Below are 13,433 nucleotides of genomic sequence, written 5' to 3'. Positions count from 1 at the left end.
GAAATGACCGAGAGCACTGTCGCCCCCGAGGCGGGCGTGGAGGACCTGATCGCCATCAACGAGGGGCGCGCGAAGACCTACGGGCTTTTGGCGCGGCTGTTCCGCGAGGAATGCAGCCAAGAGCTCATCGACGAGCTGTATGGGCTGAAGTGGCGCGTATCCACGGGCAACGAGGCGCTCGACCGCGGCCATAAGCTGATGGCCACGTGGCTGTCGGGGCTATGGGACAACTCCCGGACCGAGCTGTCCGCCGACTACATGCGCACGTTCTTCGGCCACGGCTATTCCGGCCATGCGGCCGCGTATCCCTTCGAAAGCGTGTATGCGTCGGAGAAGCGCCTGCTCATGCAGGGAGCGCGCGACGAGGTTCTGGCGCTCTACCGAGCCGCAGGGCTTGACAAGCAGGATAGCTGGAAAGAGGGCGAGGACCATATCGCCCTCGAGATGGAGTACCTGCAGGTGCTCATCGAGCGAACTGTGGCGGCGTTGCGCGCCGACCGCGGGGAAGAGGCCTACGATCTGGTGAAATGCCAGTACAACTTCATGGAGGACCATCTGGGCGCATGGGCCCCGCTTCTGTGCGAGCAGATGCGCGGCTTTTCCCGAACGGCGTTTTACGAAGGGCTTTCGTATATGACCGAGGGCTTTCTGCAGGTTGACTCCGAGCTGATGGCCGACATGCTCTCCGATGACGATGACGGGCAGATGCCGGCGTAGGGAGTCGAGTAGGTTGCGGCAAGGCGGGAGAGCGCTTGCTGCGAAGGCGAGGAAACGGGGGTAGATCCATGGAGGAGGAAGGCAAATCATATGCCGGCATGACACGGCGCTCGTTTGCCATCGGCTGCACGGGCGCTGCGGCGCTGTTGGCGGTGGGAGGCCTGAAGGCGGTTCCCGCCGCCGCTCAGGTGCGCCCGCCGGGCGGTCAAGATGAGGACCATGTGATAAGCGCGTGCGTGCGTTGCGAGCGCTGCATCGAGGTGTGCCCGCGCGGCGCGCTGCGCGCCGGTCATCTGGAGGACGGCATCCTGGGCGTGCGCCTTCCGACTGCTGGTTTCGATGCTGGTTGGTGCGATTTCTGCACCGAGGAAAACGGCGGCGTGCCGCTGTGCGTGCAGGCTTGTCCCACCGGCGCGCTGCGCCTTGACGAAGGTGCGACTGCTCAGAGCACCATTTTGGGAAAGGCCGTGCTCAGGCAGGACTGGTGTTTGGCTTGGGCCCGGTTGAACGGGTGCAGGTTCTGCTACGATGCCTGCCCCTATGACGCGATCGTCCTGGACGGCAACAAGCGCCCTTCGGTGGTGGCCGACAAGTGCAACGGCTGTGGCGCGTGCCAGGCATCGTGCGTGTCGTTGAAGGAAGGTTCGATCGTGGAGGGCGCCACGGCGCGCGCCATCCGCGTGGTGCCGCTCGATCAGGCTGAGGCGTAAGGGGGCGTGGAAATATGAAGTTGAAGACGTTACGTGTCCTCGTCCCGCTTGCCGTGCTGGTAGCGGCCGGGGTGGGCTATGTGCTGCACACGGGGCTGGGCGACCTGTCCGCTATCGGATGGTCGAGCATATCGGTTCTGTGCCCCTTGGGCGCGCTGGGAACCATGCTGGCAAGCAAGACCGTGGTTCCCCGTGCGGTGATCTCGCTGGTCATCGCCCTGATCGCGATAGTGCTGCTCGGGCGGGCGTTCTGCGGTTGGATCTGCCCCGTGCCCGTGGTATCGAAGCTGCGCGGGGCGTTTTCCCGTCCGGCCAAGGCCGAACGCGACGCCGCGGCGCCTAAGGTGCCCGATGACGCCGGCGCCCTTACCGACGAGGAGCGCGCGCTGCTCAAGGGGGCGTGCGGCAAGCACGCCTGCGCCGCGGGCTGCAAGCCGAGCAACTCGCGCAACCTTGTGCTGGGGTCGGCGCTGCTCTCGGCGGCCATCTTCGGGTTCCCGGTGTTCTGCCTGATCTGCCCCATAGGCTTGACGTTCGCCCTGGTGTTCGTGCTCATCGCGCTGTTCGGCTCCGGGGATGTGACCTGGTCCGTGGTGGCGATACCGGCGCTGTTGGCCGTCGAGGTGGTCTTCTTCCGCAAATGGTGCAGCCACCTCTGCCCGCTATCGGCGCTTATGAGCTTGGTCGGAAAGGCGAACCGCACGTTCCGACCGCAGGTCGACGAGCGGAAATGCGTCGAGGGCGAGACGGGCCGCACGTGCGGGCGCTGCGCGCAGGTTTGCGAGGTGGGCATCGATCCGCGCCACCCCGAGCGGGGAGCCTCGTGGAACGAGTGCACGCGCTGCGGCGAGTGCATCCAGGGCTGCCCGGGCGATGCCATCAAGATCAAGGCGCTGGTGAAGGCTGGGAAAGAGCCGAAAACCCAGGAGCCGCCGACGCAGTAGGGAGGCCGGCGTAGCCGGGCGGGGCCGTTCGGGCTCCGCCCGGCCGCCTTGCGATCGGGCGCGCCTGCGCGCCCGATCGCAAGGCGGCTCGGGAGCCTCTCCCCATATCACAGGCCTTTTTCTCGTCCTGGGCCGCCTTACCCGTGCAGGACGCGAGGGCCCTTGAAGCTAAGGAGCGTGCGGTCATGTGGCCAGACGTTGCGAATGGATTGGACGTTACGTGTTTCATAGGCGCGCCGCAATCGGGGCGCACCGGGCGCTTGGTCGAGTTCGCCTGCCGGTGCGCGAAGGCAGGCGAGCGCGTCCTGTTCGTGACGGCTCGAGAACGCGACCTGGCGGCATGCCGTGCGCGCCTGGATACGGCGGGGGGATGCACGGTAAGAACGGCAACCTGCGAGCAGCTGGCCGTCGAAGTGCTGTCCTTGCCTTTGGCGGGCCGGATGTTCGGCCGTCGCGCGCGCGTGCTGGCGCCTTATGAAGAGGCGCTTTTGCGGGAAGATCTCAAGGCGTGCCGGATGCGGAGCCGCCGTCTTCGCCAAGTGCTTACCTATATATGTGCCGGCTGGCAAAGCCTTTCCGACGATACGTGGCAGACTACCCCTGAAGAGGACCTGGTCATGCGCTGCATCGATGCGGACCTTCGGTTTATCGGCGGGGTCCTTCCGTGCGAGGCGTCCAACCTCGCTGTACATGTGTTGCGGCAGGGCGCGCAAGAGCGTGCGCAGGCCGCTTGGGATTGCGTGGTGGTGGACGACTACGAGCTTCTCAGCCGCGCTTCCCAGCATCTGGTCCGCATGTTGGCGGGCCGCAAGCTGATCGTCGCCTCGGGTGTGCGGCCGAGCTTGCCGGGCGATGAGGACAATCCGTGCTTCGAAGGTGCATCGGAGCTTGTGCGAGAGTGTCCCGGCGCTCGCATCGAGGCATGCGGTGAGTCGGCGGCGTCGGAGCAGGTATCGGGCGTGCTGCAGGCGCTTGCCGCCGATCAAGCCCTTGACGCGCTGGCCTTCGACGGCGTTTGCGAAGGGCGCGAGTGCTTCCGGGGCGGTGGCGATTCCAGCCTTCCCGGAGGCCGGGCCGGTTTGGAGCCGGTTTCCGGCGCGGGGGGATGCGGCTCTGCGCGGGCTTGCGAGGGAGCGGTCCGCATGCTGCCGAGCATGGAAGCCGAGATGCAGGCGCTTGCCCTGGCCGCGGCTGAGGCGCTCGATCGCGGCGAGAGCGTTCTGATCGTGGGCACGAACCGCCTATGGCGCAGAAACGTGGCGGCGAACCTTTCGCGTGCGGGCTTGCCCGTGAACGAGCTGGCGGAAGGAGGCTTGCGCCTGGGGGATCTTCGCGATCCGGCGGTCTGCGAGCGCCTGCGCCGTGATGCGTTGGCGCGCCTTGCCGTCGACCCCGATGACGGGGTTGCCTGGCGCACCCTTGTGGCGCTAGGGGATGCCGTGGGGCGCAGCGCGGCCATCGACCGGTTGCGCCAGGCCGCGTGCCTTGATCCCGATGGGGAACCGGTGGGCCTGCACAAGGCCCTTGAGCTGCTCGCGGCGGGCAAGATCGCGTGCGGCGAGCTTGACGCCCCGCTGTTCGACGATTTGCTGCAGGCCTATAGCCAGGCAAAACGGTGGGTCTGTCAGGAGCATGGCCGCCTGGGCGCGGCGTCGGGCGGCAAAGGGCGAGCCGCTGCGCCGGCGCGGGTTTCGCAGCTTCCCTGCGCGGGCACGGTTGCCGTGTGCTCGCCGCAGCGGGCGGCGGGGATGCGCGCCGATACGGTGCTGTTCGGCGGGTTCGTCGACGGTCTTATCCCTTGCCGCGCGTATTTCGATCCGGCGGGCCTTGCCGGCAGCGCTCGCCTGCGCGAGCGCACGCGAGCTGTCAGATCGGCCTATACCGTGGCATCATGCGCACGTAGGCGGATACTGTTCACTGGCTTTTCCGCGTGCAGCCTGCAGGCTGCCGAGACCATGGGCGTCCATATCGCCAGCATCAAGCTACGCCGCGGCGTGCGCATGGCCTACACCCGGGCCAGCGAGGTGTCGCGATTGCTGCTCTAGGCCCCAGGCGTGCTGAGCCGCTCGAGGCTGCGCACGACGGTGCGCGATGGCATTGCCGGTGGACAGGCGGGGATCAAGGTCGTTGCGGGTCGTCGGCGTCCGAATCGGGCAAGGGGTGGCTGCCGCGCGTGGCTTTTCGGCCTGCTGGGGCCGTATCCCCGACCTCTACGAACATCGATTTTTATGAAGGGCGTGTGCACACCCTGTGTGCAAATGGGGCGATTACGCCTGTTGGCGGTCGTATACTGAGCCAAATGGCGCAGCACGCGCGACAAACGGGCCGCATGCCGCTATACTTCTTTAGGTTTGAAACGTTCCGCTTACAACGAACCTACAACTACAGCACATGCGCGCGGGACGTTGCCTGATGCCGTATGGGTATCCGGGGGGCGCCGAAGGCGGCGCCTGAGGTTGGCCGCGAAGCGGGTGCGGCCCGTAAAAGGAGCAAAGGTGCTAGATCAGTTCTTCTCGCATGTCTCGTTCGTGGACATATTCAACTTCTGCGTCTTCTTGGCGTTCACCATCTGCTACACGTACCAGCTCTACTACGTGTTCGTGGTGCTTACCCGCAAGCCCAAGCAGCTTGTCGCGAAGAAGAACCACAAGTTCGCCGCCGTCATCAGCGCTCGCAATGAAAGCGCGGTCATCGGCCAGCTCATCCACTCCATCAAGGTGCAGAACTACCCGAGCGAGCTTATCGATGTGTTCGTCATCGCCGACAACTGCACCGATAACACCGCCGAGGTCGCCCGTGAGGCCGGCGCCATCGTGTTCCCGCGCTTCAACACCGAGCAGGTGGGCAAGGGCTATGCGCTCGATTACGGCTTCAACGTCATCCGCAGCCAGTATGCCGATCGCGGGTATGAGGCGTATTTCGTGTTCGACGCCGACAACGTGCTTGATGTGAACTACTTCCGCGAGATGAACAAGACCTTCGACAACGGCGCCGTGGCATCCACCAGCTACCGCAACTCCAAGAACTACGACAGCAACTGGATTTCCGCCGGTTACGCCGTGTGGTTCCTGCGTGAGGCGAAGTTCCTCAACCAGGCACGCCTGACGCTCAACACCAGCTGTGCCGTTTCCGGTACGGGCTTTTTCGTGTCCGCGAAGATCATCGAGCGCAACGGCGGCTGGAAGTGGCACCTGCTCACCGAGGACATCGAGTTCTCCGCCAACTCCATCCTGGAGGGCGAGCGCATCAGCTACACGCCCACGGCCGTGCTCTACGACGAGCAGCCCATCACGTTCCGCGATTCCTGGAACCAGCGTTTCCGCTGGGCGAAGGGCTTCTATCAGGTGTTCTGGCATTACGGAGCCCGACTGGCCAAGGGCATCGCCACCAACCCCAAGGGCAGCCGCTTCGCCTGCTACGACATGCTCATGACCATCGCCCCGGGCATGCTGCTCACCATCATCAGCGTGACGTTCAACGCCATCATCATCGCCCTGGCGGCGGCGGGCCTTATGTCCACGGGCGTCATGGTCGCCTCCTCGGTGTCGTCGATCTGCTTCTGCCTGATGAACTACATGGTGTTCATGTTCATGTTCGGCGTGCTCACCACGTTCGTGGAATGGGATTCCATCCACTCCACCACGGGCAAGAAGATCCGCTACATGTTCACGTTCCCGTTCTTCATGCTCACCTACGTGCCCATCGCGCTGGTGGCGCTGGTGAAGAAGTGCAACTGGAAGCCCATCAAACACTCCATCAACGTGGACGTGCAGGAGTTCGCCGAAAGCGAATCCCGCCGCGAACGCGCCTAGCGCTGAACGGCGAAACAACGTACGAAATCAGGAAGGCGGCCTGCGGGCCGCCTTCCTTGCGTGGTGGGTGGTATTTGGCATGCGTGGGCGCGTTCGCTATACGCGGGCGAACACCAGGCAGTGCAGCTCCACCGCGCCTGCCGCGCGTAGGGCGTCGCAAGCCGCGTTCATGGTGGAACCCGTGGTGCACACGTCGTCGACGAGCAGGATGCGGGCAGGCACCGTGGCGCCCGGCAGCGCCTGGAAGCGCCCCTGCAGGTTATGGATGCGCCCGCGCCGTCCGAGCGCGCGTTGGTCGAAGGTGCGGGGACGCGCCAGCGCCTCGACCACGGGGATCCCCGCCATGCCGGCAACGGCGCAGGCAAGCTCGCGGCCGTGGTCGAAGCCGCGCCGGCGGCGTGCGGCGGCGCTCGCGGGTATGGGCGCCGCCACCGCGCCGGCAAGCCATGCGGGCGGCACCTGGGGAAGCATGAGCTGTGCCATCTCGGTCGCCAAGCGCCTTTCCCCGGCGTCTTTCCAGGTGCGCACGATGCGCGCGGCGCCTTCCTCGAACGACACAGCCGCCGCCATGCCGTCGAACGCCGGGCGCGTGCGCCCTTGCGCCGCAAGCATCACCTCGTTGCACTCGCAGCACTGCACGCGCCCGAACGGCGCGCCGCAGCGGGGGCAGGCGCGCCACCAGTCCACGTAGGCGAGCGCCGCCCGGCAGGAATCGCACAGCACGTGCCCGGGCGTATCGCAGATCGCGCATCGCGTAGGCCATACAGTCTCGGCCAAGGCCTCCGCGGCTTCGGCGGCGATCGGGGCGCAGGCCCCTGCTATGTTCGACAGCATTCCCATGTCTGGAAGCATAGAGCGCGCCGTCTTGCGAAACCCTTGCGAAAAACGCGCCGTGAAACCCTCCGCTCCTTGCGTATCTGATACACTACTAAGGCTTCTTTCGAGTCTGTAGTTGCGGGCTTTCCACGAAGGCCCTAGTCCATGGCAGATGCGGTCGAAAGGATCCACGTAAGTCCCGCGGCGCGTCCGCGAAGGCGAGCACGGCGTATCCTAGAGGTAAGACGCACCCTCCGTTTATACGAGCGGCATACCGTCGCGACGGGGGAGAGGGTGGCGCGAAAGCCAAGCCCCGGTGCGCGAGTGTGGGGTCGAAAACTAGGTCAGTCGGAAGAAGCTTGTTTTCAATGCACGAGATGGAGGAAGTCGGAACATGAAGCATCTCAAGCGCTTTGCCGCATGCTGCGCCGCGGCCGTCTGCTGCGCCGCCATGCTGCTGCTTGCCACCGGTTGCCAACAGCAGCAGGAATCGTATACGCCGCCCGAGGCCACGCCTGCGGTCAGCAAGCCCGTCATCGCCCAGGAAGGCGTCCTGCGCGTCGGCGTCAACGCAAACAACGCGCCTTTGGCCGGTCAGCCCTCCTCTTCCACGAAGATCGTCGGCATCGACGTCGACATGGCGGCCGCCCTGGCCGACCAGCTCGGCCTGAAGCTCGAGGTCGTGGACGTGTCCACCGACGCCGCGGGTGCTCTCACCTCCGGCAAGGTCGACGTGGTCATGGGCGTGAACAAGTCTGATTCCCCCAGCTTCTGGACTTCCGACACGTACCTGCCCACCGCTGTGGCGCTGTTCGCCCAGTCCTCCAACTCCACGGTGCCGGCTAACTCCGCCTCCACCAAGATCGCCGCGCAGGTGTCTTCCAACAGCGCCTGGGCCGTCACCAACGAGTTCGACAACTCCACCATCACCACCACCGAGGACCTCAAGAGCGCCTTCTCCGCGCTTGAGTCCGGCAAGGTGCAGTATGTGGCCGCCGACGCCGTCGTGGGTTCCTATGTCTCCAACAACGCCGGCATGGACGTTCACATGGTCGCGCTCATGCAGCAGGCCAGCGGCTATTGCGTAGGCGTGCTCGACGGCAACACCCAGCTCAAGCAGGCCGTTTCCAACGCGCTTTCCGCCATGAACTCCAACGGCGTGTCCTCGATCATCCAGAAGAAGTGGCTCGGCACCACCATGGACCTTTCCGGCATCAAGCTGACCGCCGGCGCCTCCGATGACGAGGACGACATGGGCGAGGTGCTCAACTCCGCCAACGCGGCCATCGGCACGCTCACGGGCAACACCGGCTCCAGCACCAGCAAGACCGACTCCGACAGCAAGACCACCAGCTCCGATTCCGATAGCAGCTCCGCCGCTTCCAGCAGCACCAGCGACTCTAGCGCTTCGAACGGCGCCGCAAGCACTGCGTCGAACTAATCGATAGCAAGCTGAACTCGGCTTCATCTCCGATCAAGGCCCTCGCAATCGCGAGGGCCTTGCTGTAGAGGGCCGCAGACGATCGCGAGGGCTTGCCGTGCTGGGCGGCGGTCGATCGCGAGGGTCTTGCTGTACCGGATTGCGGTTGCGTCGCGAGAGCCTCGCCGCACTGAGCTACAGTCGATTACAAGGTCTTGCCGCATCGGGCGGCGGTCATCGATCGCGGGGACTCGCCGTGCCTCGGCCGCGTCGCGGTGCGGCGGCTGTCGGGCCCGCTGCATTTCGTCAGCGTCTATGGCGAAAGCGTGCAGCCCTTCGCTCGTGCTTGACCTGAAGTCAACTTCCGGTGCTTCAATGGTTGGAAAACAACGATGGTCCGCGTTTGGCGGGCGGGGAAGGAGCGGGTCATATGGAACCGCAGCAGGTCCTGCACATGCTCGAGCAGGTGGCGTCGGGTTCGGTAAGCCCGGCCGCCGCGCAAGGCATGCTTGCCGACCAGGGCTACTCGGATCTGGGTTTCGCGAAGGTCGACACCGATCGCGCGCGGCGCACGGGCGCAGGCGAGGTGGTGTACGGCGCTGGCAAGACGGCCGATCAGGTCGCCGATATCTGCCTGGCCCTGCGCGATGCCGGCCAGACGTGCGTGCTCGTGACCAGGCTTGAAGCGCAGAAGGCCGAAGCGGTGCGGACTGCGCTGCTCTCCCGCGACCCGCAGGCTGCGGCGGCGTTCGAGTATCGTTCAACTCCACAGCTGGGTCTTCTCGGTGCGCCGGCAAAGCCCACGCGCGATAGCTACATCGCGGTAGCGTGTGCGGGTACTAGCGACCTGTACTGCGCCGAGGAGGCGGCGGTCACCGCCGAGGTGCTCGGCTCTCGCGTGGTGCGCCTCTACGATGTGGGGGTTGCGGGCATCCATCGTCTGCTGGCGCACCGGGAGGACATCGCAGGCGCCAGCTGCGTGGTGGCGGTTGCGGGCATGGAGGGCGCGCTTGCCAGCGTGGTGGGCGGGATGGCCTCATGCCCCGTGATCGCCGTTCCCACGTCGGTGGGTTACGGCGCCAGCTTCGGCGGCGTGGCGGCGCTTCTGGCCATGCTCAACTCGTGCGCGTCGGGCGTTTCCGTGGTCAACATCGACAACGGCTTCGGCGCGGGATATCAGGCGCACATGATCGAGCGCGCGGGCGGCCAACGTGGAGAAGGAGAACCTGACATGAACACCCTCAGATGGAACCTTGGCGAAAATGCCACGCGTGCCCAGCTTCTGGGCGACACGCTGCTGCAGCTGCCGCGCGATGCCCGGCAGCGTCTTGAGGCTGCGGCCGATGCCGCGGGCGTTCCCGATCGGCACCATCATGATATCGGAGAGGTCATCGCCACCATCGACGGCTTGGCGGTATCGCCGGCGGTGCGCGGCCATATGCGCGCCATCTACACCATCTTGGCCGAAGCCGAGGCCGCCGCGCACGGCTGCGCGGTCGAGCAAACCCACTTCCATGAAGTCGGCGACGGTTCCCGTATCCGCAACACGCTGCTCGTCTGCCTGGCGGTGGAAGCCACGGGCGCCAAGCGCATCGTGGCCACGGCGGCGCAAACGGGGCAGGGCGAAGTTGAATGCGCCCATGGCACGCTTTCCATCCCGGCTCCGGCCACGGCGGCTATCATAGCTCGCGGCATCCCCGTGTGCGATCGCACGTTGCCCGGCGAGCGCATGACGCCTACCAGCGCGGCCATGATCTTGCATTTCGTGGACGAGTTCGAATAATCGAAGGTTTGCGAAGCTGCGACCCGGGGCCATCGCATTCGGGCCGCAGCTTCGTTTTGCGTAAACGAAAAGCGCCGCAGGCGCGGTCCCGCATCTTGCAGCGGGCCTTGCCTGCGGCGCTTCGCCGTTTTCAGGGCTTTCGAGCGTTGCTGTCTTCTCCGCTAGCCGTTGAGCAGGTCGATCACGTCCAGATCGGCTTTCGCGCCCTCAAGGATGGTCTTGTTGCCGAACACGCAGACGGCTTCCTTGTCAAGCGCCCTTTCGATGACGCCCGCAAGCTCGCGCAGCTTCTTTGGCGTGGCCCCGATCATCTCCGCTCGCGTCTGCGCACGCGCCTCGGGGGTGCGCCCGCTCAGGAAGTCGCCGTCCTGGCGGCGGATCTGCATGCGCTCCTTGAGCGGCGCATCGAAGCCGGCAACGGTGCTGACCACGTAGCCGTCCATCTCCTCGGGCGCGGGGTCGAACGCGGCAAGCCATGCGGGCGTGCCGTTGAACCGCTCTAGCGTCTCATCCAGATGCGGGTCGCGGTACGAATAGAAGCGCACGGTGCCGCTGCGCACCGCTTGGAAGCCCGCTCCGTAGGCGCCGCCCTTCACGCGCACTTCGTTCCACAGGTAGTCGTAGGAAAGCACGCGCGCCGCGATCTGCCACGCGCCGGAGTAGGGCGCGCCGAGCGAGCGGCGGTCGAAGCCCGTGGAGGCGTAGCATACGTCGGTGGGCACGATGAACGCCTCGTTGCGCACCTTGGGCTTGGGGATCTCCAGCGCGGCCGGGGCCTTGCCCGTGCCCGCCGTGATGCCGGCGCATTGCCAGAAGCGCATGAAACACTCGTCGCTGCCGGCAAACGACACCAGCAGGTTCGATCCCTCGAACAGCTTATGCGCCACCTGGGCCAGGCGCTCGGCCAGTTCATCGGCTCGTTCGTCGAAGTTGTCCAGCAGCTGCACCAGGAAGCGGTGGAAGTCCACGCCGCCAAGCTGCTGGCGCACCACGCCTGCCGGCAGGAAGTACGACGTCAGGCGCGCCATGGCCGCCGCATGGCCGGCGTTGGCGAAGCTCTGCTCCATGCCGATGCGGCGCTGCTGCAGCGCGTCGCGGATCTTGCCGGTGTCGGCGAAGTCGGTCCTCGCCAAGATCTCGCTTGGCAGCTCGGCCAGCCATTCGACGTTCTCGGCCAAAGCCGATGCGCTCGCCACGAACGTGGGTGTCACGGCATCGGGGTCGTGCTCGTCCTCGTACACCTCGCAGAAAAACGAGCAGTTGCCCAGCTTGCCGTTGGTGAGCGTGTCGATCTCGGCCGCCGAATGCGCGTCGGTGCCCAGCTTTCCCAGCACGATGCCGAGCACCGCCGCATAGGGCAGGTCCTCGAAATCAAGGCAGCTCATATCGAAGTAGCGGTAGGCGAAGACCAGGCCGCGCGTGGGCAGGTGATGGCGGATGCAGGGAACGGGCGTGCCCTCGGCCAGGCCGTAGGCGGGCTCGATGGGCGCGGGCCCGATGTCGGCGACCGTCAGCTGCGGCAGCTTCGCCACATCCTCGGGCGCATCGGGCGTCTCCTGCATGCGGCGAAGCAGCGCGACCTCGTCCTCGACGCGCTGGAAGTCGTCATCGGTGAAGCCGGCTGCCAGTTCGGCCAGGTGCCGCTGCCCGGGGTCGTCCTGCTGCTCGACGGGGACAACCTCCACCTCGGCCATGTGGGCGCTGTCCAGGAACACCTCGCGGATGAGGCCCTCGAAATACCCCTCGTCAAGCGCGCGGCGCAGGTAGGCGAAGTCGTCCTCGTAGCGCAGATAGGCTGTGGCAAGATCGTCGTCGTAGAGCCAGCCGCACAACGACGTCATGGCAAGCGCCACGCCGTCGGCCATGCCGAAGTCGCGTTCGCGCATGACGAACTCGGCGCGGGAGATGGACGCCTCCACGAGCGCGTGGTCAAGCCCGCCGGCGGCCAGGCGCTCAAGCTCGGCATCCACGGCAGGGCGCAAACGCTTCGCGGCGTCTTCGCCCAGGTCGCGCACCTGCAGCACGGCGAAGGGCTGCTGCACGGAATCTGCCAGGTAGGACTGCACGTCCCCGGCTATACCGGAGTCCAGAAGCGCGCGCTTGAGCGGTGCCTCGTTGCTGCCGGCGATGGCGTCGAGCAAGATATCGACGGCCACGATGCGCGTGCGCTCGCGCACGTGCCCGATGACCCAGCCCAGGCCCATGCAGGCGTTTTCCGGCGCGGTTGCCATCTCGCGGCGCACGCCCAGGGCGCGCACGGGCCCTTGCACGGGCAAGGTGCGCGGTGCAAGCTCCGCAAGCCCCTCGGCTGCGCGCTGCTCGCGGCGTTTCGCCTGCTCGGCGGCCACGGGCGTCAGGTAGCGCCCATCCAGGAACGCCAGCATGCGGTCAAGGTCCAGGTTGCCGTACAAGACGATGTAGCTGTTGTCCAGACGGTAGTGCCGCTCGTGTTCCTCGAGGTAGTGCTCATAGGTGAGCGTGGGGATGGCCTCGGGGGTGCCGCCGGACTCGAACGCGTAGGGGGTGTCGGGGAACAGGCTTGCCTGCAGCTGGTCGTACAGCACGCTGGTGGAATCGGACAGCGCGCCCTTCATCTCGTTGTATACCACGCCGTTATAGGTAAGCTGGCGGCCGGTCTTGGCCTGGGCCTCATCGGCGTCGGCCACCTCAAGGTGCCAGCCTTCCTGCTCGAACACCTGGCGCTTGCGGTAGATGTCGGGGTGCAGCACCGCGTCCATGTACACGTCGGCCAGGTTCATGAGGTCCTGGTCGTTGGTGGATGCTACGGGGTAGAGCGTCTTATCGCCGAAGGTCATGGCGTTCAAAAACGTTTGCATGCTGGTTTTCAGCAGGTTGACGAAGGGCTCCTTGACGGGGAACTTCTCCGAACCGCACAAAACCGAGTGCTCCAGGATGTGGAACACGCCGGTGTCGTCGGCGGGAGGGGTGCGGAAGGCGATGGAGAACGCCTTGTTGTGGTCGTCGTTGCGCAGGTACAGAAGCTTCGCCCCGCTTACCGGATGGGAAAGCGTGTAGGCATCGCCGTCGATCTCGGGCAAGGGCTCGGCCGTGAGCACGGTGAACCCGTGCAGTTCCTGGCCTTGTTCAAGGTTCATGCAAGCCGCCTTTCTCTTTACTGGTTTCGCCCGCTATTGTCGCACACTGGTGGCGTAGCCGGGCAAGGTGCCGGGGCTGCTCCGTGGTTTTTCTACCTAGGTGCCGGGGCCTGTC

The 13,433-nt window shown here is 65.8% G+C and carries 9 protein-coding genes and 1 pseudogene; 8 read left to right on the top strand and 2 right to left on the bottom strand.

Annotation, left to right across the window (positions count from 1 at the left end; translation table 11 throughout):
* Positions 1–3 precede the first annotated feature (3 nt).
* The 5 genes from RDW26_RS02195 to RDW26_RS02175 all read left to right on the top strand — a co-directional run bounded on the left by RDW26_RS02195 (position 4) and on the right by RDW26_RS02175 (position 6,183).
* On the top strand, positions 4–717 hold the full coding sequence (locus RDW26_RS02195; protein WP_307982333.1) for a molecular chaperone TorD family protein: 714 nt from the start codon (positions 4–6) through the stop codon (positions 715–717).
* A 68-nt stretch (positions 718–785) separates the two neighbouring features.
* The gene (locus RDW26_RS02190; protein WP_307982332.1) at positions 786–1,427 is read left to right on the top strand and encodes a 4Fe-4S dicluster domain-containing protein; all 642 of its coding nucleotides are present in this window, start codon (positions 786–788) and stop codon (positions 1,425–1,427) included.
* A gap of 14 nt (positions 1,428–1,441) precedes the next feature.
* Positions 1,442–2,371, top strand: coding sequence for a 4Fe-4S binding protein (locus tag RDW26_RS02185; protein ID WP_307982331.1), 930 nt, complete (start codon positions 1,442–1,444; stop codon positions 2,369–2,371).
* A gap of 185 nt (positions 2,372–2,556) precedes the next feature.
* Entirely contained in the window at positions 2,557–4,416 is a 1,860-nt protein-coding gene (locus tag RDW26_RS02180; protein ID WP_307982330.1) for a hypothetical protein, read from the top strand.
* Between the two features lie 450 nt (positions 4,417–4,866).
* Positions 4,867–6,183, top strand: a complete 1,317-nt coding sequence (locus RDW26_RS02175; protein ID WP_307982329.1) for a glycosyltransferase family 2 protein — start codon at positions 4,867–4,869, stop codon at positions 6,181–6,183.
* 96 nt (positions 6,184–6,279) lie between these two features.
* Here RDW26_RS02175 and RDW26_RS02170 read toward each other — a convergent pair whose 3' ends face one another.
* Complete coding sequence (locus RDW26_RS02170; RefSeq protein WP_307982328.1) at positions 6,280–7,035, bottom strand: phosphoribosyltransferase family protein; 756 nt, start codon at positions 7,033–7,035, stop codon at positions 6,280–6,282.
* Between the two features lie 358 nt (positions 7,036–7,393).
* Between RDW26_RS02170 and RDW26_RS02165 the strand changes: the two genes are divergently transcribed.
* From RDW26_RS02165 to larC, 3 genes and pseudogenes are all read left to right on the top strand, one after another.
* The gene (locus RDW26_RS02165) at positions 7,394–8,440 is read left to right on the top strand and encodes a transporter substrate-binding domain-containing protein (protein ID WP_307982327.1); all 1,047 of its coding nucleotides are present in this window, start codon (positions 7,394–7,396) and stop codon (positions 8,438–8,440) included.
* Between the two features lie 409 nt (positions 8,441–8,849).
* A pseudogene (larB, locus tag RDW26_RS09110) lies at positions 8,850–9,611 on the top strand (nickel pincer cofactor biosynthesis protein LarB); the annotation flags it as partial.
* The gene (gene larC, locus RDW26_RS09105; RefSeq protein WP_374110304.1) at positions 9,606–10,202 is read left to right on the top strand and encodes a nickel insertion protein; all 597 of its coding nucleotides are present in this window, start codon (positions 9,606–9,608) and stop codon (positions 10,200–10,202) included. The pseudogene larB and the gene larC, both read left to right, overlap by 6 nt.
* 161 nt (positions 10,203–10,363) lie before the next feature.
* Here the strand turns inward: larC and RDW26_RS02155 are convergent, their stop codons facing one another.
* The gene (locus tag RDW26_RS02155) at positions 10,364–13,318 is read right to left on the bottom strand and encodes an insulinase family protein (protein WP_307982325.1); all 2,955 of its coding nucleotides are present in this window, start codon (positions 13,316–13,318) and stop codon (positions 10,364–10,366) included.
* Positions 13,319–13,433: the final 115 nt, after the last annotated feature.

It is taken from the genome of uncultured Senegalimassilia sp. (genome assembly GCF_902464545.1).
GTDB lineage: Bacteria > Actinomycetota > Coriobacteriia > Coriobacteriales > Eggerthellaceae > Senegalimassilia.
The sequence above is the reverse complement of the archived record's forward strand: the minus strand, read 5'-3'. Positions and strand labels throughout refer to the sequence as shown.

Coding starts and splice junctions, on each gene's coding strand:
- larC (WP_374110304.1), top strand. CDS start 9,606: ATGATCGAGCGCGCGGGCGGCCAACGTGGAGAAGGAGAACCTGACATG.
- RDW26_RS02165 (WP_307982327.1), top strand. CDS start 7,394: ATGAAGCATCTCAAGCGCTTTGCCGCATGCTGCGCCGCGGCCGTCTGC.
- RDW26_RS02180 (WP_307982330.1), top strand. CDS start 2,557: ATGTGGCCAGACGTTGCGAATGGATTGGACGTTACGTGTTTCATAGGC.
- RDW26_RS02195 (WP_307982333.1), top strand. CDS start 4: ATGACCGAGAGCACTGTCGCCCCCGAGGCGGGCGTGGAGGACCTGATC.
- RDW26_RS02185 (WP_307982331.1), top strand. CDS start 1,442: ATGAAGTTGAAGACGTTACGTGTCCTCGTCCCGCTTGCCGTGCTGGTA.
- RDW26_RS02155 (WP_307982325.1), bottom strand. CDS start 13,318: ATGAACCTTGAACAAGGCCAGGAACTGCACGGGTTCACCGTGCTCACG.
- RDW26_RS02170 (WP_307982328.1), bottom strand. CDS start 7,035: ATGCTTCCAGACATGGGAATGCTGTCGAACATAGCAGGGGCCTGCGCC.
- RDW26_RS02190 (WP_307982332.1), top strand. CDS start 786: ATGGAGGAGGAAGGCAAATCATATGCCGGCATGACACGGCGCTCGTTT.